The sequence below is a fragment of the Noviherbaspirillum sedimenti genome (assembly GCF_003590835.1).
Taxonomy (GTDB): Bacteria; Pseudomonadota; Gammaproteobacteria; order Burkholderiales; family Burkholderiaceae_D; genus Paucimonas; species Paucimonas sedimenti.
This window is the reverse complement of the sequence record NZ_QYUQ01000002.1, coordinates 4,856,885-4,875,729: the sequence shown is the minus strand read 5'-3', so window position 1 is coordinate 4,875,729 and position 18,845 is coordinate 4,856,885. Positions and strand designations below refer to the sequence as shown.

Here is an 18,845-nt window from a genome sequence, read left to right as displayed (position 1 = left end):
ATCATTTCTCTATGTTCGGAATGTGAATATAAACACGCATAGAACGCAAAAGCTGTGCCGAACCATTGGGCAATAAAAAACGTCCTTGAAGCGAATGCCTCAAGGACGTTTTTTGCGGGGCTGCTAAACTTATTTCCTCACATCAGCCCTGGCCTGCTTGCTGTCCGGCTTGCCATTAGGCACATTAGGCAGTGACACCGCACTTGCGATTTTCGGCGCAGCTGCGGCCGCTGCCGGCGCATTTGCCAGCGACTGGCCGTTGACGGTCAAGCCGGCTTTGGAGAGATTTGCGGATTTCTTGTCGCCGATACCCTTCACGCGTGCGGAAAAGTCCGTCCAATCCTTGAAAGCGCCGGCGCGCTTGCGCTCATCCAGGATGGCCTTGGAAGTGGTCGGCCCTATGCCCTTGATCCCATCAAGGGCGGCCTGATCCGCCTTGTTCACATCCACCGGAACCAGGGCAAAGCAAAGGTTTACGCTCAGCATGCCAAGAACCAGCAATATTTTTTTCAACATTTGTATTTCTCTCCTGATGGTTTTGTTAATAGGAAATGGAAGCAAGCCTGGATGGCACTCACTTCAATTAACACTTTAACAATAAAATCAGGGATGAAATGATGTTTTTGCTATTTTCTTGATTGTGGACAACTAATCCGTCGCCAGGTGGCGATGCAGCTGGCTTAATTCAGGACATTGAGTTCTTCAGTGCGGCGTGGCGGGTAGGTTTCCCAAAGGCTGCAGCCCGGACATTGCCAGTAATACTGGCGCGCCTTGAAACCGCAGTGGCTGCACTGGTAGCGCGCCAGTTTTTGCGTATAGCTGTGCACCAGATTCTTAACCAGAGTCAACTCACCGCGCATTTCCGGCGGCACGCTGGCCAGCCGCGCCTCCAGCAATTTATCCAGGCCCAGCAGGGTTGGTGTACGGCGCAATTCGTCGCTGATCAACTGGTTCGCCACGGTTTCGCCGTCCAGTTCCAGCACCGCCTTGAATGCCACTTCCAGAAGGTCGATGGAAGGCGCCTGCGCCAGATAGGATTTCAACAGGTTGAGCCCTTCCTGCGGGCGGCCGACCTGGCGGTAGCCATCCATCAGGCGCTGCGCCACCAGCGCCACATGCGGCACGCTTTGCTGCTCGACCCGGCGCCAGGCAAGCAGCGCCGCCTCGGCATCCCCCTTGGCGAGATAAGCGTCACCTGAGAGGATGGCGGCGCGCACGCTGGCGCGGTCGGTGGCCAGCGCCTGCTCCAGCAAGGCCAGGGCGGCATCGGGATGGGTATGCACCAGCTCGTCCTGCGCCAGTTCACAATAGAACTGGGCGATTTCGGTCTGGCGCAAACCGGCGCCGGACTCCTGCAGCCCGCGCGCGGCCTCGATGGCGCGCTGCCATTCCTTTTCACGCTGGTAGATTTCCAGCACGGCGCGACGCGCCTGCGCACTGTACTGGCTATCGATCAAGCCCTTGAAGCTTTCCTCGGCCCGATCCAGCAAACCGGCTTTCAGATAATCCTGTCCCAGCTCGTATTGCGCCTGCGCCTGCTGCTCGCGCGGCAAATCCGGCCGCGCCAGCAGGTTCCGGTGGACCCGGATGGCGCGCTCGGTCTCGCCGCGGCGACGGAACAGGCTACCCAGGGCGAAATGCAGTTCGGCGCTTTCCGGATCAAGCTTGAGAATATCGATGAACGCGTCGATCGCCTTGTCCGGCTGCTCGTTGAGCAAAAAATTCAAGCCATTGTAATAACCCTTGGGCAGGCTGCGCGATTCCGATATCAGCTGCCTGATATCGACCCGCGCAGCAATCCATCCCAGTCCGAAAAAGACCGGCATGCCCAGCAACCACCAGATTTGAAATTCCATGTAACTTTATTCTTATGGTGTGTGATCAAAAGCCGGCGACTTCAGGCGCCGGCGATGGCATCGGCGGATGGCGGCTGCGAACGCGCCAGCTGCTGCGCTTCGCTGTCCTGTTGCATGGTCTTGATGGCCTTGCGCTGTTTCGCCAGGTCGCGCCGCTGCCGGAAGAACGTCGGCGTCATCGCCAGCACCCCCAGCACGAAACCAATCACAGTAAATGCCAGCAGCACCAGCGGCAGCGGGGCATGCACCTCATGGCCGGAAAAGAACGCCAGGGTCGCTTCCCTGTCCATGTTCTTCAGCGCCACGACGAACACGATGATGAACAGTAAGCTCCAGATTATTTTCGAAACCAGCCTCATGGCGAAACCCTTTCTTGATGCATGCGCCGCTGCCATGCCCGATGTTTGCAAAGACAGCCGAAATTGTACGCGAATGTAGATGAAAAAAAACGGCATCCGAAGATGCCGTTTTCTTATTTGCGAGCCAGGACTCAGTCATCCCTGATCGGCTGCCCGACCATCGCATCGACCCGCTCGCGCAATTCCTTGCCCGGCTTGAAGTGCGGCACCCGTTTTTCGGGCACCATCACCTTGTCGCCCGACTTCGGGTTGCGACCGATGCGCGGCGGCCTGCTGTTCAAGGCAAAGCTGCCGAAACCACGGATCTCGATGCGCTGACCGCCCGCCAGGGCGTCGGCCATCGCATCGAGGATGGTCTTGACCGTGTAATCCGCATCCTTTGCGACCAGTTGCGGATAACGTTCGGCCAGGCGGGCAATCAGCTCCGACTTTGTCATTTACGTACTCGACCTTTGCGTGCTTATTGCTTGTTGTCGAGCTTGGCTTTCAACAATGCGCCCAGGCTCGTGGTGCCGGAAGCGGCGCTCGAGTCAGAAGCCATCTTTTGCATGGCTTCCTGGGTTTCTGCATTGTCCTTGGCCTTGATCGACAACTGGATGCTGCGAGCCTTGCGGTCGATGTTGATGACCAGCGCTTCGACGGCATCGCCGACCTTCAGGTGCGTACCGGCATCTTCCACGCGATCGCGGGAGATTTCGGAGGCGCGCAGGTAGCCTTCGACTTCGTCGGACAACTGGATCACGGCGCCCTTCGGCTCAACCGACTTGACGGTACCGTTGACGATCGAACCCTTGTCGTTCATGGCAGCGTAGTTGTTGAACGGGTCGCCTTCGAGCTGCTTGACGCCCAGCGAAACGCGTTCGCGCTCGACATCGATCGCCAGCACGATGGCTTCCAGTTCGTCGCCCTTCTTGAAACGACGCACGGCTTCTTCGCCAGCTTCGGTCCAGGACAGGTCGGACAGGTGCACCAGGCCGTCGATATTGCCCGACAGGCCGATGAACACGCCGAAGTCGGTGATCGACTTGATGGCGCCACGGACTTTGTCGCCCTTCTTGTGGTTGATCGCGAAATCATCCCAAGGATTGGCCTTGCACTGCTTCATGCCCAGGGAGATACGGCGACGCTCTTCGTCGATTTCCAGGACCATGACTTCGACTTCGTCGCCCAGCTGGACAACCTTGTTCGGGGCCACGTTCTTGTTGGTCCAGTCCATTTCGGAGACGTGCACCAGGCCTTCGATGCCTTGCTCGACTTCCACGAATGCGCCGTAGTCGGTCAGGTTGGTGACCTTGCCGAACAGACGGGTGCCTTGCGGGTAACGACGCGACAGACCAGTCCACGGATCGTCGCCCAGTTGCTTGACGCCCAGCGAGACGCGGTTCTTTTCCTGGTCGAACTTCAGGACCTTGGCAGTGATTTCCTGGCCAACCGTCAGCACTTCCGACGGATGACGCACGCGACGCCATGCCAGGTCGGTGATGTGCAGCAGGCCGTCGATGCCGCCCAGATCCACGAATGCGCCGTAGTCGGTGATGTTCTTGACGATACCGTTGACGATGGTGCCTTCTTTCAGGGTTTCCATCAGCTTGGCGCGCTCTTCGCCCATCGAGGCTTCAACCACTGCGCGGCGCGACAGCACCACGTTGTTGCGCTTGCGATCCAGCTTGATGACCTTGAATTCCAGGGTCTTGCCTTCATACGGGGAGGTGTCCTTGACCGGACGGGTGTCGACCAGCGAACCCGGCAGGAAGGCGCGGATGCCGTTGGTCAGAACGGTCAGGCCGCCCTTGACCTTGCCATTGACGGTACCGGTGACGATCTCGCCGGACTCCATCGCTTTTTCAAGCGCGAGCCACGATGCCAGGCGCTTGGCCTTGTCGCGCGACAGGATGGTGTCGCCGAAACCGTTTTCCAGGGATTCGATGGCAACGGAGATGAAATCGCCGACGTTGACTTCGAGTTCGCCGTTGTCATTCTTGAATTCTTCGAGCGGGATGAAAGCTTCGGACTTCAGGCCGGCGTTGACGATCACGAAATTGTGGTCGATGCGCACGACTTCGGCGGAAATCACTTCGCCGGAGCGCATGTCCTGGCGCGACAGCGATTCCTCGAACAGGGCGGCAAAGCTCTCGAAACCAGCGGATTCAGGGGAGGTAGCAACAGTAGACATAAGAATAAAGGGTTAGCCGATTCCATCGCACATGCGACGAACACCGGGTTAAGTTAATCAATCCCGAACAGACCTTGCGCCTGCACGGGCACCACACACTACGGCAGCAACGCGCTCAGACCACGTGCTGCTTTTTCAGCCCGGCATACCATCCGAGCACCTGCTCGACCGCCTGTTGGGCGTTCATTGCAGAAGTATCCAGAACATATGCCCCTTCGGCGGGCTTGAGCGGCGCGACTTTGCGATTGGTATCACGTTCGTCGCGCTCCCTCAAATCCTTTAGAAGGTCGTCCATATTAGCAGGAAAACCCTTGCCAATCAATTGCTTATAGCGTCTTTCCGCACGTGCCTCAACACTTGCAGTCAGGAACACTTTTAACGGTGCGTGGGGGAAAATTACCGACCCCATGTCGCGGCCATCGGCGACCAGGCCGGGCGCCTTGTGAAAATCCAGCTGCAAGCCGAACAAGGCTTGGCGAACTGCTGGCAGAGCGGCAATTTTCGATGCGGTATTGCCAACCTCTTCGGCGCGGATCGCCGCCGCCACGTTCTCCTGCCCGAGGAAAACATCTTCGCCGGCAAAGGAACAGTGCAGAGCGCGTGCCAACTTGGCGAGCGCATGCTCGTCCCCCAGCGCTACGCCCTTGCGCAGGGCTGACAAGGCGGTCAGCCGGTACAGCGCGCCGGAATCGAGATAATGAAAACCCAGCTGCTGGGCCACCAGGTGCGAGACCGTGCCCTTGCCGGAGGCCGTCGGGCCATCGATGGTAATGACAGGTATGGGATGAGCTGAGGTCATTGGCTAAAATAATTTATTCTGGGCGACCCTGGCAAAAGCCTCGAAATAGTCGGGGAAAGTCTTGGCCACGCATTTCGGGTCGTTGATGCGCACCCGTGCGCCGCGACGCAGCGCGCCATCCAGCGACGCCAGCGAAAAGCACATCGCCATGCGATGGTCGTCGTAAGTGTCGATGGCGGCTGCCTGCAACTGCGCCGGCGGCGTGATGCGCAGGTAATCCGCGCCCTCTTCCACCGTCGCCCCCAGCTTGCGCAATTCAGTCGCCATGGCCGCAATGCGGTCGGTTTCCTTGACGCGCCAGCTGGCGATGTTGCGCAGCGTGCTGGTGCCGTCGGCATACAGCGCCATCACCGCGATCGTCATGGCGGCATCCGGAATATGGTTGAAATCGGCGTCGATGGCGTGCAAGCTCGCCCCACCTTGCGCCTCGATCCAGTTCTCGCCCATGCTAATGGTCACTCCCATCTGCTGCAAAGCCTCGACAAAACGCACGTCGCCCTGGATGCTGTCGCGGCCCACGCCCTCGACCCGCACCGGCCCGCCGGCAATCGCCCCAGCCGCCAGGAAATAAGACGCCGAAGAAGCATCGCCTTCGACATGAATCGACCCCGGACTCGTGTAATGCTGTCCCGCCTGCACCGTGAACGCCTGCCAGCCGTGGCGCTCGACCGTGACGCCGAAGCGCCGTATCAGGTTCAGCGTAATTTCGATGTAGGGCCTGGAAATCAGCTCACCCACCACCTCGATCGTCACCGCGTGCGAGCGCGCCATCAGCGGCGCTGCCATCAACAAAGCAGTCAAAAACTGGCTCGACACATTGCCGCGCACGCGCATGCGTTCGGCATGCAAATGGCCGCGGCGGATGCGCAAGGGCGGATAACCTTCCACGCCAGTGTATTCAATTTGCGTGCCAGCAGCATTCAGGGCCTCCACCAGGTCGCCGATCGGCCGTTCATGCATGCGCGGCACCCCATGCAGGGTATAGTCGCCGCCCATCACCGCCAGTGCCGCCGTCAGCGGACGGATCGCGGTGCCGGCATTGCCCATGAACAGGTCAGCCTGGTGCACCGGAAAGGTGCCGCCGGCGCCATGCACCACATAGTTGCGGCTTTCGCCCTCCTGCTCCCATTTGACGCCCAGTTGCTGCAACGCCATCAGCATCACGTGGGTGTCGTCGGACGCCAGCAATTCGAGGATCCGCGTGCTGCCCTGCGCCAGCGCCGCCAGCAGCAGGATACGGTTGGAAATACTCTTGGAACCGGGCAGGCGCACGCTGCCGCTGGCGTGTAGCGCCGGCTGTAAATCGAGATGGTTGGGATAGTGTTTCATGGCTGTCAGTTTCCGCCCTCTATGGCTGGCCGCTCGGCGGCTTCAATGGTCTTGTTCCAGGCGTGGCGCGCCTGCTGCGCATTGGCGTAGACCGCTTCCAGCCCGGTGCCGTCGCCGGCGGCCAGCAGGCCGCGCATGCGCGCAAGCTGCGCCATATATTCGTCCAGTTCGCGCAAGAGCGCAGCCTGGTTGGCGATACTGATGTCGCGCCACATTTCCGGCGAGGAGCCGGCGATCCGGGTGAAGTCGCGAAAACCGCTGGCGGCATACTGGAACAGCAGGTCGGCATGGGCTTTTCGCGCGATGTCGTCGACCAGGCCGAACGCCAGCAGGTGCGGCAGATGGCTGACAGCGGCAAACACGCTGTCGTGCTGCTCGGCGCCCAGGCGGTGGATCAGCGCGCCGCAATGGCGCCAGGCGCCGGCAACACGCTCGACATCGGCCTCGGCGTTTTCCGGCAAGGCGGTCAACACCACCTTCTTGCCGCGATAGAGCTGGGCCATCGCGGCATCCGGGCCGCTCAGCTCTGCGCCGGCAATCGGATGACCGGGAACAAACTGCGCGATCTTCGGCCCCAGGGCCGCGCGCGCCGCGGCAACCACGTCGCTTTTGGTGCTGCCGGCATCGGTAACCACCGTGCCCGGCTGCAGATGCGGCGCGATCGCGGCCAGGATCGCGCCCGTCTGCGCCACCGGTGCGGCGATCAAAACCAGCTCGGCGCCGGCCAGCGCATCCTGCACTGAAGTGCAGGCCACATCGATGATGCCGAGCGCGCGGGCGCGCTCCAGCGTGGCGGCAGTGCGGCCGACGCCCACCACCTGCTGCACGGCGCCAGCGCCCTTCAAGGCCAGCGCGAATGATCCGCCGATCAGGCCGACGCCAAAGATTGCGATTTTTTTCAACACGGTTCGAAATGAAAAAACTAAAGGGCCAGCGGATACGAGCCCAGCACCTTGAAAAATGCGGCGTTGCGCTTCAGCTCGTCGAGCGCGCACGCCACTTTTTCTTCCTGGAGATGGCCCTCGATATCCACATAAAAATAATATTCCCAGGCGCCGGTACGGGCCGGGCGCGATTCGAATCGCGTCATCGACACGCCATGCGCGGCCAGCGGCGCCAGCATGCGATGCACCGCACCGGGCTGGTTCGGCACCGACAAGACCAGCGAGGTCTGGTCACGTCCGGATGGCGCGGTCTGCAGGCGGCCGATCACGGCAAAGCGGGTGCGGTTGTGCGGGTCGTCCTGGATATGCGCATGCACCACCTGCAGGCCGTACTTTTCGCCGGCGATTTCGCCGGCGATGGCGGCCACCGTCGGATCATCGCTGGCCATGCGCGCCGCCTCGCCATTGGAGGCGACCGCCTGCCGATCGATCTGCGGAAAATGCTGGTTGAGCCAGGCCTGGCACTGCGCCAGCGCCTGCGAATGGGCACAGATGCGGGTAATGCCCGCCATCGACCCGCCCTTGGTCATCAGGCTGTGATGTATCGGAATCGAAATTTCGCCGCTGATGGCAAGCGAGGTCTGCAGCAGCAGGTCGAGGGTGCGGTTGATCGTTCCCTCGGTGGAATTCTCGATCGGCACCACGCCGAAATCGGCGGTACCGGCTTCAGTGGCACGAAATACTTCGTCGATCGACACGCAGAGTTCGCCCGCGACGGCGTGGCCGAACTGCTGGTAGACCGCCTGCTCGCTGAAAGTGCCGGCCGGCCCGAGGTAGGCAACGCTGACGCGTCGCTCCAGGGCGCGGCAAGCCGACATGATTTCGCGGAAAATGGTCTGCACATCGCTGCCATTCAGCGGACCAGGGTTGCGCTCGGCGACGCCGCGCAGCACCTGCGCCTCGCGCTCCGGGCGAAACACCGGGGCATTGGTTTCCGCCTTGACGTGGCCGACTTCCTCGGCAACGCGGGCGCGCCGGTTCAGCAAGTCGAGGATTTGCGCATCGATGGCGTCGATTTGTTCGCGCAGGGGTTTGAGTTTGTTATCCATGATTTGAGACGAAGTCGTTCGAGAAGGTAGCGCTTTTTATCCGTGTTGCCGCTCGAATTCCTTCAGATAGTCCACCAGTGCCCGCACGCCCTCGATCGGCATGGCGTTATAGATCGAGGCGCGCATGCCACCGACCGACTTGTGTCCTTTCAACTGCAACAGGTCGCGTTCTTTCGCACCTGCCAGGAAGGCGTCATTGAGCGACTCGTCGCGCAAAAAGAAAGGCACGTTCATGCGCGAGCGGCATTCCGGCGCAATGCGGTTCTCAAACAGGCGGCTGCCATCAAGACAGTCGTACAACAGGTCGGCCTTGGCGATATTGGCCAGTTCCATCGCCGCCACCCCGCCATTGCGTTTCAGCCACTGAAACACCAGGCCGGCAATATAGATGCCGTAGGTCGGCGGCGTGTTGTACATCGAATTGTTTTCCGCCACCAGCTTCCAGTCGAACGCCGACGGGCAAGCCGGCAAGGCGTGGCCGATCAGGTCGTCGCGCACGATGACGATGGTGAGGCCGGCCGGGCCGATGTTCTTTTGCGCACCGCCATAGATCACGCCGTATTTCGAGACATCGACGGCGCGCGAGAGGATATGCGAAGACATGTCGGCCACCAGCGGCGCACCACCGGTATCGGCGTCAACGTCGGGCACATAGTGATACTCGATGCCGTCGATGGTCTCGTTGCTGCAGATATGCACGTAAGCGGCATCCTTGCTCAACTGCCACGAGTCGCGCGCAGGAATCGCCGAATACCTGTTCGACGCCGCCGACGCCGCGACATTGACCTTGCAGTATTTCTGCGCTTCCTTGATCGACTTGGCCGACCACGAACCGGTGTCGATGAAGTCGACGGTTGCCGGTTGCGCCTTCCTGCCGACCAGGTTCAGCGGCACGATGGCATTCTCGGCCAGCGCGCCGCCCTGCATGAACAGGATCCTGTAGTTGTCCGGCACTGCCAGCAACTCGCGCAGGTCACGCTCGGCCGCCTCGTAGATCGAGATGAATTCCTTGCCGCGATGGCTCATCTCCATCACCGACATGCCGCTGCCGTGCCAGTCCAGCATTTCGGCGGCGGCTTGCCGCAGCACTTCCTTCGGCAAGACCGCCGGGCCGGCGGAGAAGTTATAAACCGTCATTCTTCCTCCGCAGCACCGCTTTCATCTTCAATGTCGGACTCCAGGATACGCTGCAGGCCGGACAACTTGGTGCCATCCTCCACTGCGATCAGGGTCACGCCTTGCGTTGCCCGGCCCATTTCGCGGATCTCCGCCACGCGGGTGCGGATCAGCACGCCGCCGGTGGTGATCAACATGATTTCATCCTTTTCTTCCACCAGGGTGGCGGCAACCACGCGGCCGTTGCGCTCGGAAGTCTGGATCGCGATCATGCCCTTGGTGCCGCGGCCGTGACGGGTGTATTCGGCGATCGGGGTGCGCTTGCCGAAACCGTTTTCGGTCGCGGTCAGCACCGACTGCTGCTCGTTGCCGGCGACCAGCAAGGCGATCACCTGCTGGCCATCTTCCAGGTTCATGCCGCGCACGCCGCGCGCGGTGCGGCCCATCGGGCGCACGTCGTTTTCATCGAAGCGCACGGCCTTGCCGGCGTCCGAGAACAGCATGACGTCATGGGCGCCATCGGTCAACGCGGCGCCGATCAGGAAGTCGCCCTCATCGAGGTCGACCGCGATGATGCCGGCCTTGCGCGGGTTGGAGAAATCATTCAGCGGGGTCTTCTTGACGGTGCCCAGCGAGGTTGCCATGAAGACGTAACGGTCTTCCGGGAACGTGCGGTTCTCGCCCGACAGCGGCAGCACCACGGTGATCTTTTCGCCGTCCTGCAGCGGGAACATGTTGACGATCGGCCTGCCGCGCGAGTTGCGCGAACCCTGCGGCACTTCCCACACCTTCAGCCAGTACAGGCGGCCGCGGTTGGAGAAGCACAGGATGTAGTCGTGGGTGTTGGCCATGAAGAGATGCTCGACCCAGTCTTCTTCCTTGGTCGCCATGGCCTGCTTGCCGCGGCCGCCGCGCTTCTGCGCGCGGTATTCGGACAAGGGCTGCGACTTCATGTAACCGGAGTGCGACAGGGTCACCACCATGTCCTGCGGCGTGATCAGGTCTTCGGTCTCAAGGTCGGAAGTATTGTGCTCGATGCGCGAGCGACGCACATCCTTGTTGCCTTCGCCATATTCGTTCCTGGCGGCGGTCATCTCGTTGGTGATGATCTCGGTCACACGCTCCGGCTTGGACAGGATGTCCAGCAGGTCGGCGATCTGCGCCATGACGTCCTTGTACTCGTTGACGATCTTGTCTTGCTCGAGACCGGTCAGGCGTTGCAGACGCATCTGCAGGATTTCCTGGGCCTGGTCGTCGGACAGCTTGTACAGGCCGTCGGATTGCATGCCGTAATGATTGGGCAGGTTTTCCGGACGGAAGGCATCAATGCCGCCGACGTTCTCGGCGCCGGTCCGCGCCAGCATCTCGCGCACCAGCGAGGAATCCCAGGCGCGCGTCATCAACTCGGCCTTGGCGATCGGCGGCGTCGGTGCCGCCTTGATGATGGCAATGAAGTCATCGATGTTGGCGAGCGCCACCGCCAGGCCTTCCAGCACATGGCCGCGTTCGCGCGCCTTGCGCAGTTCGAACACGGTGCGGCGCGTGACCACTTCGCGGCGGTGCGACAGGAAGCATTCCAGCATCTGCTTCAGGTTCAGCAGCTTGGGCTGGCCATCGACCAGCGCCACCATGTTCATGCCGAAGGTATCCTGCAACTGGGTCTGCTTGTACAGGTTGTTGAGTACCACTTCCCCGACTTCACCGCGCTTCAATTCGATCACCACGCGCATGCCCGACTTGTCGGACTCGTCGCGAATGTCGGAAATGCCGTCCAGCTTCTTGTCGCGCACCAGCTCGGCGATGCGTTCCAGCAGCGACTTCTTGTTGACCTGGTAGGGCAGCTCGTCGATGATGATCGCCGTGCGACCTTCCTTGCCATACTCCTCGAAATGGGTCGTGGCACGCATCACCACGCGGCCGCGGCCGGTGCGATAGCCGTCGCGCACGCCGGAGACGCCATAGATGATGCCGGCGGTCGGGAAGTCCGGTGCCGGGATGATTTCGATCAGCTCGTCGATCGTGCAGTCGGCGTTGCGCAAGACATGCAGCGCGCCCGTAATCACCTCGGTGATGTTGTGCGGCGGGATGTTGGTTGCCATACCCACGGCGATACCGGAAGAACCGTTGATCAGCAGGTTAGGGATACGCGTCGGCAATACCGACGGCTCCTTTTCCTTGCCGTCGTAGTTCGGCACGAAATCGACGGTTTCCTTCTCGATATCGGCCAGCAGTTCGCCGGCGATCTTGTCCAGGCGGCACTCGGTGTAACGCATTGCAGCGGCGCTGTCGCCATCGACGGAACCGAAGTTGCCCTGGCCATCGACCAGCGTATAGCGCATCGAGAAATCCTGCGCCATGCGCACCAGCGTATCGTAGATCGACGCGTCGCCGTGCGGGTGATACTTACCCATCACCTCGCCGACCACGCGTGCGCACTTGACGAAGGGCCGGTTCCAGACGTTGTTGGTTTCATGCATCGCATACAGCACGCGGCGGTGCACCGGCTTCAAGCCGTCGCGCACGTCCGGGAGCGCACGCCCGACGATCACGCTCATCGCGTAATCGAGGTAGCTCTTGCGCATCTCTTCTTCGAGGGAAATCGGTATGGTTTCTTTTGCGAATTGATCCATTGGCGGGTCGAGAAGGTGTAGGCTAGAAACGTTCGATTCTAACATGGCGCTCTTGTCCCATGCCCCGATGCACTCCCTGACATGGCGCGCATATGCGCAAAGTGCAATCGACCAGGCAATTTACACTCCGCCCGAGCCGGGATGGTCAAACCAAAAGCACAACAACATTTACAAAAAAACAAAAATAAACCGCATCCCGTCACTACACTAAATACAAACCCGCCCTTAAACCGCCGGAGACGGCACCTGGAGATGTCAATTTGATCAGGCTCTTCGAGGCAAGCATATTTTCGCTGATTTTTTTGCTTATTTGCTTTCAGCAAGAAAATTTTAATAAACCAAGTTTCCTGACAAATGCGTCCCATAAGCGTCGCAAAAGCGCAACAAAGCATCAAAAGAACGGCCTGAACGAATTGGCAAATTGGTCGCAATGTCAAGCCTGTGGCAAAATGCCATCAAGTTATACCCTTACTGTATGGATAGTGTTTTTGCATATAGGGGTGTGAACATCATGTTATGATCCGTTTGTAAGTCATTAACTTTGTCAATAGTTGCGCAGTTTCTGTGCAGAAATCTCACCCGAGAGGAGAAACATGAATAAGTACGTAAAAATCATCTTCGCTGCATCTTCTGCAGTAATGGCTTTTTCTGCGACTGCGCAAGTCACGGACATCAAGGCAGCGACCCCAAAAAGTGCCTATGTGCAAGATGGACGTGGCGTAGTTGCCCGCAACACCCAAGGCCTGTGCTGGCGCAGCACCCACTGGACCCCGGCTGAGTCGGTTCCTGGTTGCGATGGCGCCCTGGCAAAAGCTGAAGAGCCGGCAAAACCGGCAGCCGCCCCGGCCGCTCCGGCTGCCAAGCCTGCTCCGCAAACCGAGAAAGTCACCTTCTCCGCCGACACCCTGTTTGACTTCAACAAGGCTACTCTGCGTCCGGAAGGCAAGGAACAACTCGACGAACTGTTCCTGAAACTGTTCGGCATGCAACTGGAAGTGATCATTGCCGTTGGCCACACCGACACCATCGGCGGCGATTCTTACAACCAGAAGCTGTCGGTCAAGCGTGCCGAAGCTGTCAAGGGCTACCTGGTTGAAAAAGGCGTGGAAGAAAACCGCGTCTACACTGAAGGCAAGGGCGAAACAGCTCCGGTCGTCGCCGACTGCAAGGGCAATCGTGCAGCACAGATCAAGTGCCAGCAGCCGAACCGCCGCGTTGAACTCGAAGTCGTTGGTACCCGTACCAAGTAATCGATTTCACGCCTGCAAAACCCCGCTGCGGCGGGGTTTTTTTACGCCCGTGCGTGGCAGCAAATTGACTTTGCCGTTATCATTACGCCCATGAATGCCGACCCTCTGGAACTGCAAAAATTTGGCGAGCTCGCCCACCGCTGGTGGGACCCGACTTCCGAATTCCGCCCCCTGCACGAAATCAATCCTCTGCGCCTGGAATGGATCAATGCGCGCACGCCCCTCGCCGGCAAGAACGTGGTCGACGTCGGCTGCGGCGGCGGCATCCTGGCCGAATCGATGGCCCGCAAAGGCGCCCACGTCACCGGCATCGACCTGTCGGAAAAGCCGTTGCAAGTTGCCGACCTGCACAGCCTCGAATCCGGTGTGCAGGTGCGCTACGAGCTGATCGCCGCCGAGGCGCTGGCCGCACGCGAACCGGACCAGTACGACGTGGTGACCTGCATGGAAATGCTCGAGCATGTGCCCGATCCGGCCGCCATCGTCAAGGCCTGCGCCACCCTGGTCAAGCCGGGCGGCCAGGTATTCTTCTCGACCATCAACCGCAACCCCAAGGCCTACCTGTTTGCGGTACTGGGCGCCGAATACCTGCTGAAGCTCTTACCCAAAGGCACCCACGATTACGCCAAGTTCATCACGCCGGCGGAACTGGCGCGCTGCATCCGCGCCGCCGACCTGACGCTCGATTCCCTCAAGGGCATGAGCTACAACCCGCTGACCAAGGTGTATTCGCTCAACCAGGACACCAGCGTCAACTACCTGGTCGCCTGCAGCCGTCCTGCGTAACCATCCCATGCACCTGCCCGCTCCCCACGCCATCCTGTTCGACCTGGATGGCACGCTTGCCGACACCGCCCCTGACCTGGCGGCGGCGGTCAACCGCATGCGCAACGTGCGTGGCCTGGCGCCAACGCCTTATGAACAGTTGCGCCCGCTCGCCTCGGCCGGCGCCCGCGGCCTGATCGGCGCGGCCTTCGGCATTGCCCCGGGCGACGCCGAATTCGAGGCCATGCGCAGCGAATTCCTTGACAATTACGCCGCCGCGATTGCCATTCATACGCGCCTGTTCGACGGCATCGACGAGTTGTTGCAAGAATTGACAGATGCCGGTCTGCAATGGGGCATCGTGACCAACAAGCCGGCCCGCTTCACCGATGCGCTGGTGCCGCTGATCGGCCTGGGCGATGCCGCCTGCGTCATTTCCGGCGACACCACGCCGCATGCAAAACCGCATCCGCAACCCTTGCTGGAAGCTGCCGGCAGGATCGGCCTGGCAAGCACGGCATGCTGGTATGTCGGCGACGACTTGCGCGATATCCAGGCGGGACGTGCGGCAGGCATGACCACCATCGGCGCCGGCTGGGGTTATTGCGGCAACATCGAACCAGCAACCTGGGCGGCCGATGCGCTGGCCGCGCACCCCCTGCAATTGCTTGAATTGCTAAAAGCCCGCTGAGCCGCCCTGCCTCGCAGAACAGGCCGGCAAATAAGGCCTTGAAAGCGCCGTACCCGTCCCCACCTTTTGTGCTACAGTGGTAGTTCTGTTTTGGGGGCGACCTGGTTTCGACAGGGGTTGCAAAGCAGCGCAGGGCATACCGAGGACTGGTTACCTCGTAAATACATCCAGACAAGTAATAACTGCTAACGATAACTCGTACGCACTAGCCGCTTAATCGCGGTTAGCTCCACAACGCTTCTTCCCTGGGGCGGGCCGTTAAAAGCTGTGGAGTCATTCACAGGGAATCGCTTTTTGCCGGGTTACTTGGTCGAAAGTTAAATAATAGGTAACTCGCCTGGCCGCAGCGTGCGCGTCCGCGTCGTCCGGGTTAAATCAAATGGCAGCGCTAAGTATGTAGAACTGTCTGTAGAGTGCTTCTGGACGCGGGTTCGATTCCCGCCGCCTCCACCATTAACAAGTTTCAAGTTTTCTCAAGATGTCTCAAAAGCCGCAATTCTCCTATGAGATTGCGGCTTTTTTGTTTCAGGCCGTCTCTGCCAATCTATTGACATCGCAACCCAGCCGGGGGCAACATAGGGGGCAACTGCCCCCACCTCATTTTGAGTTGCCCCATGCCCCTGTCCGATCTCGCCATCCATAACGCCAAGCCTGGCGTAAAGCCCATCAAGATGTACGATGCCAATGGGATGTATCTGGAAGTTGCCCCGGCCCCACCATTTCAAACCCCGTGAGACACCGCCAGACCCAATGAAATCAACGGTCTAGCTTTTTTGAAAGTCGTAGCGAAGTCTGAAAGTGGCTGCATTTTCGCCCAAATTTCGCCCACGTTATGCCGCCTATTTCGGCCAGGCGTCAACCGTCTTACGATGCCTCGCGGCGCACTCCCCGTATGCCCGCAGCACGGTGCCTACGATCCATTCCTGCCACACATCGTAATCCAGCGCATCCGGCCCGGTAAGCGTTGCGCACGGCGCGGTCAGGTCATCGAGTGCAGCCTTATATTGCGTGACTTGCGCCTGCGCTTGCTCCTGGCGAATCTCGGCTACCCAATGCGGTACGGGCAAGCATGCCGCGCGGACTACCTTCCGCCGCGCCCCTTGCGCCTTTGCTAAGCATGGATGTTGCCGCTTTGTCGACGCCAGTAAGGGCATCAACAAAGCCAAGACCAGCGCCCAGCGCGATCTGCCCCGAGTTGAGACTTCCATATTCCTGCGCTTTGGTCGCCGCGGCTTCCGCTGCTTGCGGGTCGATAGCCGAAGCCCAATCAGGCTTCTCTGCCGCGTTAATGAGAAAATGGATGGCGTCATCGAACATAGTGGCGCAGGTTAACAGCCTGCGGCGCCGTTTACAACACCCCAAAGAAAAAATGCCGTTCAGCTTAACTGAACGGCATTACTCCGAAGAGGGGCTTTTTCAGTAGTGATACCTGCAAGAGATGATGGCGATGTTCTCGTCTGTGACTTCATAAACCAGTCGATTGGTTTCATCGATCCGCCTGGACCAGAACCCGGCCAAGTTTTCTTTCAAAGGCTCCGGTTTCCCGATCCCTTCGAAAGGTGTACGCTGCGCGGCTTTAATTAATTCATTAATGCGCCGCAGCGTTTTCTTGTCCTGGCCTTGCCAGAAGAGATAATCAGTCCATGCATCAGTGGTGAAGAGTATGTTCCTCATCGGTTACTTTCTCGGTTTCTGGTACTTCAATCAGATCCCGAGGCTTCGCTTGACCAGCTCGCAGTTGAGCAATTGAGCGCGCCAAGTGCGCTGCATTGGCAGGCGAACTTAACAAGTGCACCGTCTCCATCAAGCTGGAGTAGTGGTCAAAGGACATGACGACCGCATCTGGCGCATCGCGGCGCGAAATGACGGTGACATCGGCGTCCTCAACAACTTGATCAATCACATCTTTCAAGCTGTTGCGAGCATCGGAAAAATTTACGATTCTCATGTGGTGCTCCTTTACTGCTTGCTGCTATGAAATGAGTATAAAATTAGAAAGATTATGTAGTTAGATAGTTAGCTATTTAAGTATTGGTAACTAGTTAAGTATTTAGCAAGAGTAATTTAAGGTCAGTTTTAGTCGTGTATGTATGTACTTGTGCAGCAAGTTGTACAAGTATAGGCCGGCATATCTTTATTTGCAAGCAAAAGAAAAGCCCCCGAAGGGGCTTCCCGCCTACCCATACCTTGCCGTGCCTCACCAAGGCTCGCCCGGCCACGCCTGGCCCCGCCATCCCAAAGGTACCCAAAGGCACCGGGAAGCCAACTCATTGAATCGACGACCCGCTGCATTCGCAGCCCATAGCCTATCGTGCCGGGCCGTGCCACACCTGAGCACACCCCACCCAATCTCAGCGCACCTGACCGTGCCATTATTTTAGCGCACGTCGATGCATACATCGCAACATGGAAAGCTTTCCGATCGCATCGCAATTGGCCTTTCTTTCCGTGTCCGTCAACTCGCCCAGGCGGACATGCTTCATTGTTGTCGCGGCTTTTTTGAATGCCTTCCGCGCCTCGCTTTCAAACCGCTGCTGCGCGATGTCCGTTTGCTCTCGCGGCGGGACAACTCGGTATGCCGTCGACCACGTTCATGTTCAACAGGTCGGTGGTGGCTAGGTCGATTTCGCCGGCATTGACGCCGAACGGCTGGATGCCGTTGGTGCCGTCTGCCATGAAGTGGCGGTTCTTGGTCGGTGCCTTGACCGGGTTCACCAGGATTTCAGCGAAATCCAGATCTGCTTCGGTAGGCACGCCCCATTCAATGTTGTTGTGGAAGCCGTGGCCGCCGGCCAGGTGGACCAGAATCGAGTGGTCGACGTAGCGATCCATCAGCGATTGCACAACCGGGCGGCCCAGCCTGCGGAAGTCGTATGGGCTGCGAATCGAGGTCATGACGTTGCCCAAGTCGACCGGGAAGCGTGCCTGATTCACGCGCAAACGGGCTTCGGAGTAGGACATGCCCATGCCGCGGCCTTCGGCAATCTTCGAGCCCATGATCGGCTTGGCGCCAACCGGGTTCAGCAAGTGGAATTCCACTTCATCGCCCTTGTGCTTCCCATCTTTGGCCAGAATCACGGCGTTGGCCGGATCAGGCTCCTGCGGTTGGGCTGGTGCGTTCGAACTGCCTGGCTGGCCCTCGGTGTTGGTTTCCGTTGCAGTCGAAAGCGCGGGCGCACCTTCGTTTTCCAGCAATGCGCCGGTATCGCCCTCGGCCAGTTCAAGTAACTCGGCCGCCTGTAAAGGAGTCAACACGTCATCAGGTGCGTGCGTTTGGAAAAAATCAGTTTGTGTAGTCATGCGTCCCTTACTACTCAGCGGTGACGCCAGAAAGGCGAACAAGTCGGCCACTTCCTCGGGCGTGGCTGCGCGCTTGCCTGGCAGGTTGCCGAAGAATTCCGACCAGCGCGCTTCATCGCCGAAGCTGTCCTTGGCGCGGCGCTTCATCAGGCGCACAATGCGGTCGGTCGCCACCGGGCCGGGATTGACGCCGATCACGCGGATGCCGTCGTCCAGGCTGACGCAGGATGTGTCTTGGCGATGTGGTTGGCGAACTTGGCCAGCGTTTTGGTGGGCGCGATGTCGACGCACACCGGCAGGCCTGTCCATTGCCGAATGCGCTGCCGGATCACCTGCCCCATGGCCTCGGGACAGCCCCACCCACAACCCCGCCAAGCCGTTCAGGCGCAGGAAGGATTCGTCGATGGAATACACTTCGACCTCGGGGCTGAAATCACGCAGGATGCTCATGACCCGGCCCGACATGTCGCCGTACAGCGTGTAATTTGACGACAGAGGTGCCGGACTTTCACGCTCAGGAAAAACCAATAACGCACCCATTTACACCCATTACGACCGAGAACGCCTCCCCACGGTGAGGCCGC

General features: G+C 59.6%; 18 protein-coding genes and 1 other RNA gene. 4 read left to right on the top strand and 15 right to left on the bottom strand.

Annotation, left to right across the window (positions count from 1 at the left end; genetic code table 11):
• Positions 1-129 precede the first annotated feature (129 nt).
• The 11 genes from D3878_RS22630 to gyrA form a co-directional block, all read right to left on the bottom strand.
• The gene (locus D3878_RS22630) at positions 130-516 is read right to left on the bottom strand and encodes a ComEA family DNA-binding protein (RefSeq protein WP_119787521.1); all 387 of its coding nucleotides are present in this window, start codon (positions 514-516) and stop codon (positions 130-132) included.
• Positions 517-680: 164 nt separating this feature from the next.
• Entirely contained in the window at positions 681-1,856 is a 1,176-nt protein-coding gene (lapB, locus tag D3878_RS22625) for a lipopolysaccharide assembly protein LapB (protein ID WP_119787520.1), read from the bottom strand.
• 41 nt (positions 1,857-1,897) lie between these two features.
• Positions 1,898-2,215 (bottom strand): LapA family protein, encoded by a 318-nt coding sequence (locus D3878_RS22620; RefSeq protein WP_119788093.1) that lies wholly within the window; start codon positions 2,213-2,215, stop codon positions 1,898-1,900.
• A 131-nt stretch (positions 2,216-2,346) separates the two neighbouring features.
• Positions 2,347-2,652 (bottom strand): integration host factor subunit beta, encoded by a 306-nt coding sequence (locus D3878_RS22615; RefSeq protein WP_119787519.1) that lies wholly within the window; start codon positions 2,650-2,652, stop codon positions 2,347-2,349.
• A 23-nt stretch (positions 2,653-2,675) separates the two neighbouring features.
• Positions 2,676-4,388: a 30S ribosomal protein S1 gene (gene rpsA, locus D3878_RS22610; protein WP_119787518.1), complete on the bottom strand. Its 1,713-nt coding sequence runs from the start codon at positions 4,386-4,388 to the stop codon at positions 2,676-2,678.
• Between the two features lie 115 nt (positions 4,389-4,503).
• Positions 4,504-5,187: a (d)CMP kinase gene (gene cmk, locus D3878_RS22605; RefSeq protein WP_119787517.1), complete on the bottom strand. Its 684-nt coding sequence runs from the start codon at positions 5,185-5,187 to the stop codon at positions 4,504-4,506.
• A 3-nt stretch (positions 5,188-5,190) separates the two neighbouring features.
• Entirely contained in the window at positions 5,191-6,516 is a 1,326-nt protein-coding gene (gene aroA, locus D3878_RS22600; RefSeq protein ID WP_119787516.1) for a 3-phosphoshikimate 1-carboxyvinyltransferase, read from the bottom strand.
• A 5-nt stretch (positions 6,517-6,521) separates the two neighbouring features.
• Entirely contained in the window at positions 6,522-7,418 is an 897-nt protein-coding gene (locus tag D3878_RS22595; RefSeq protein ID WP_119787515.1) for a prephenate dehydrogenase, read from the bottom strand.
• Positions 7,419-7,438: 20 nt separating this feature from the next.
• Entirely contained in the window at positions 7,439-8,509 is a 1,071-nt protein-coding gene (gene pheA, locus D3878_RS22590) for a prephenate dehydratase (RefSeq protein ID WP_119787514.1), read from the bottom strand.
• Positions 8,510-8,545: 36 nt separating this feature from the next.
• A complete protein-coding gene (gene serC, locus D3878_RS22585; RefSeq protein ID WP_119787513.1) occupies positions 8,546-9,646 on the bottom strand; it encodes a 3-phosphoserine/phosphohydroxythreonine transaminase in 1,101 nt (366 codons plus the stop codon).
• Complete coding sequence (gene gyrA / locus D3878_RS22580; RefSeq protein WP_119787512.1) at positions 9,643-12,255, bottom strand: DNA gyrase subunit A; 2,613 nt, start codon at positions 12,253-12,255, stop codon at positions 9,643-9,645. Before gyrA ends, serC begins: the two co-directional genes overlap by 4 nt.
• A gap of 593 nt (positions 12,256-12,848) precedes the next feature.
• Between gyrA and ompA the strand changes: the two genes are divergently transcribed.
• The 4 genes from ompA (at position 12,849) to ssrA (ending at position 15,414) form a co-directional block, all read left to right on the top strand.
• Positions 12,849-13,505 carry an outer membrane protein OmpA gene (ompA, locus tag D3878_RS22575; RefSeq protein WP_119787511.1) on the top strand — a complete coding sequence of 219 codons (657 nt, stop codon included), beginning with the start codon at positions 12,849-12,851 and terminating at the stop codon, positions 13,503-13,505.
• Positions 13,506-13,595: 90 nt separating this feature from the next.
• The gene (gene ubiG, locus D3878_RS22570) at positions 13,596-14,291 is read left to right on the top strand and encodes a bifunctional 2-polyprenyl-6-hydroxyphenol methylase/3-demethylubiquinol 3-O-methyltransferase UbiG (RefSeq protein ID WP_119787510.1); all 696 of its coding nucleotides are present in this window, start codon (positions 13,596-13,598) and stop codon (positions 14,289-14,291) included.
• Between the two features lie 7 nt (positions 14,292-14,298).
• Positions 14,299-14,961, top strand: coding sequence for an HAD family hydrolase (locus tag D3878_RS22565; RefSeq protein ID WP_119787509.1), 663 nt, complete (start codon positions 14,299-14,301; stop codon positions 14,959-14,961).
• A 92-nt stretch (positions 14,962-15,053) separates the two neighbouring features.
• Positions 15,054-15,414: a transfer-messenger RNA gene (gene ssrA / locus D3878_RS22560) on the top strand.
• 386 nt (positions 15,415-15,800) lie between these two features.
• Here the strand turns inward: ssrA and D3878_RS23605 are convergent.
• The 4 genes from D3878_RS23605 to D3878_RS24520 all read right to left on the bottom strand — a co-directional run bounded on the left by D3878_RS23605 (position 15,801) and on the right by D3878_RS24520 (position 18,801).
• Positions 15,801-16,028, bottom strand: a complete 228-nt coding sequence (locus tag D3878_RS23605; protein ID WP_147384077.1) for a hypothetical protein — start codon at positions 16,026-16,028, stop codon at positions 15,801-15,803.
• Positions 16,029-16,377: 349 nt separating this feature from the next.
• Entirely contained in the window at positions 16,378-16,635 is a 258-nt protein-coding gene (locus D3878_RS22545; protein WP_119787506.1) for a Txe/YoeB family addiction module toxin, read from the bottom strand.
• Positions 16,610-16,909 (bottom strand): type II toxin-antitoxin system Phd/YefM family antitoxin, encoded by a 300-nt coding sequence (locus tag D3878_RS22540; protein WP_119787505.1) that lies wholly within the window; start codon positions 16,907-16,909, stop codon positions 16,610-16,612. The genes D3878_RS22545 and D3878_RS22540 overlap by 26 nt, the downstream gene beginning before the upstream one ends.
• 575 nt (positions 16,910-17,484) lie before the next feature.
• Positions 17,485-18,801, bottom strand: a complete 1,317-nt coding sequence (locus D3878_RS24520) for a phage capsid family protein (RefSeq protein WP_233556436.1) — start codon at positions 18,799-18,801, stop codon at positions 17,485-17,487.
• Positions 18,802-18,845: the final 44 nt, after the last annotated feature.

Bases quoted from the DNA above. Each gene is read 5' to 3' on its own strand.
- D3878_RS24520 (WP_233556436.1), bottom strand. From the start codon at position 18,801: ATGGGTGCGTTATTGGTTTTTCCTGAGCGTGAAAGTCCGGCACCTCTG.
- D3878_RS22630 (WP_119787521.1), bottom strand. From the start codon at position 516: ATGTTGAAAAAAATATTGCTGGTTCTTGGCATGCTGAGCGTAAACCTT.
- gyrA (WP_119787512.1), bottom strand. From the start codon at position 12,255: ATGGATCAATTCGCAAAAGAAACCATACCGATTTCCCTCGAAGAAGAG.
- aroA (WP_119787516.1), bottom strand. From the start codon at position 6,516: ATGAAACACTATCCCAACCATCTCGATTTACAGCCGGCGCTACACGCC.
- D3878_RS22545 (WP_119787506.1), bottom strand. From the start codon at position 16,635: ATGAGGAACATACTCTTCACCACTGATGCATGGACTGATTATCTCTTC.
- D3878_RS22540 (WP_119787505.1), bottom strand. From the start codon at position 16,909: ATGAGAATCGTAAATTTTTCCGATGCTCGCAACAGCTTGAAAGATGTG.
- ompA (WP_119787511.1), top strand. From the start codon at position 12,849: ATGAATAAGTACGTAAAAATCATCTTCGCTGCATCTTCTGCAGTAATG.
- lapB (WP_119787520.1), bottom strand. From the start codon at position 1,856: ATGGAATTTCAAATCTGGTGGTTGCTGGGCATGCCGGTCTTTTTCGGA.
- serC (WP_119787513.1), bottom strand. From the start codon at position 9,646: ATGACGGTTTATAACTTCTCCGCCGGCCCGGCGGTCTTGCCGAAGGAA.
- rpsA (WP_119787518.1), bottom strand. From the start codon at position 4,388: ATGTCTACTGTTGCTACCTCCCCTGAATCCGCTGGTTTCGAGAGCTTT.
- D3878_RS22565 (WP_119787509.1), top strand. From the start codon at position 14,299: ATGCACCTGCCCGCTCCCCACGCCATCCTGTTCGACCTGGATGGCACG.
- D3878_RS22615 (WP_119787519.1), bottom strand. From the start codon at position 2,652: ATGACAAAGTCGGAGCTGATTGCCCGCCTGGCCGAACGTTATCCGCAA.
- cmk (WP_119787517.1), bottom strand. From the start codon at position 5,187: ATGACCTCAGCTCATCCCATACCTGTCATTACCATCGATGGCCCGACG.
- D3878_RS22620 (WP_119788093.1), bottom strand. From the start codon at position 2,215: ATGAGGCTGGTTTCGAAAATAATCTGGAGCTTACTGTTCATCATCGTG.
- ubiG (WP_119787510.1), top strand. From the start codon at position 13,596: ATGAATGCCGACCCTCTGGAACTGCAAAAATTTGGCGAGCTCGCCCAC.
- pheA (WP_119787514.1), bottom strand. From the start codon at position 8,509: ATGGATAACAAACTCAAACCCCTGCGCGAACAAATCGACGCCATCGAT.